We start from the raw sequence: 437 nt of genomic DNA on the forward strand, positions 1-437 counted from the left end.
TCGTTGACGCCGCGAACCACGTCCTCGCTGATATCGACGCCGGTGACGGTGCCCGTCGCGCGGGCGTAGACGGCCGCCAGCGGGAGGCCCATCTTCCCCAGGCCGTACACCGCGACGGGGACCTCGCCGGCGCGCAGGGCCCGCGTCTGTTCGTCGGGCGAGCGGTCGGAGCCGTACAGTCCGGGGTGCTCGCGGCTCATCGTCGACCCTCCGAGGGTTCCGTAGTCTCAGCGTTTTCCGTGGCTTCCGCGGTCTCTGCATTTTCCGCAGTCTCCGCGGTCTCGACGCTCCGAACCGTCGATTCGGCGTCGGCCTCGATTCGCCGGGCGAGGTCGATAGCGCGCAGGCCGTCGGCCGGCGAGACGAGGACGGGGCCGCCGTCGGTCGCGGCGTCGACGAACGCCTGTAACTCGCGTTTCAGCGGCTCGCCGGTGGAA

2 pseudogenes are annotated in these 437 nt (G+C 70.9%); both read right to left on the minus strand.

Features of this window, described 5'->3' with window-relative positions:
- Positions 1–200, minus strand: a pseudogene (locus DVK06_RS17980) (nucleotide sugar dehydrogenase); the annotation flags it as partial.
- Positions 197–437 (minus strand): annotated as a pseudogene (locus DVK06_RS17985) (gfo/Idh/MocA family oxidoreductase); the annotation flags it as partial. The pseudogenes DVK06_RS17985 and DVK06_RS17980, both read right to left, overlap by 4 nt.

It is taken from the genome of Halorubrum sp. Atlit-28R (assembly GCF_003665955.1).
Lineage (GTDB): Archaea > Halobacteriota > Halobacteria > Halobacteriales > Haloferacaceae > Halorubrum > Halorubrum tropicale.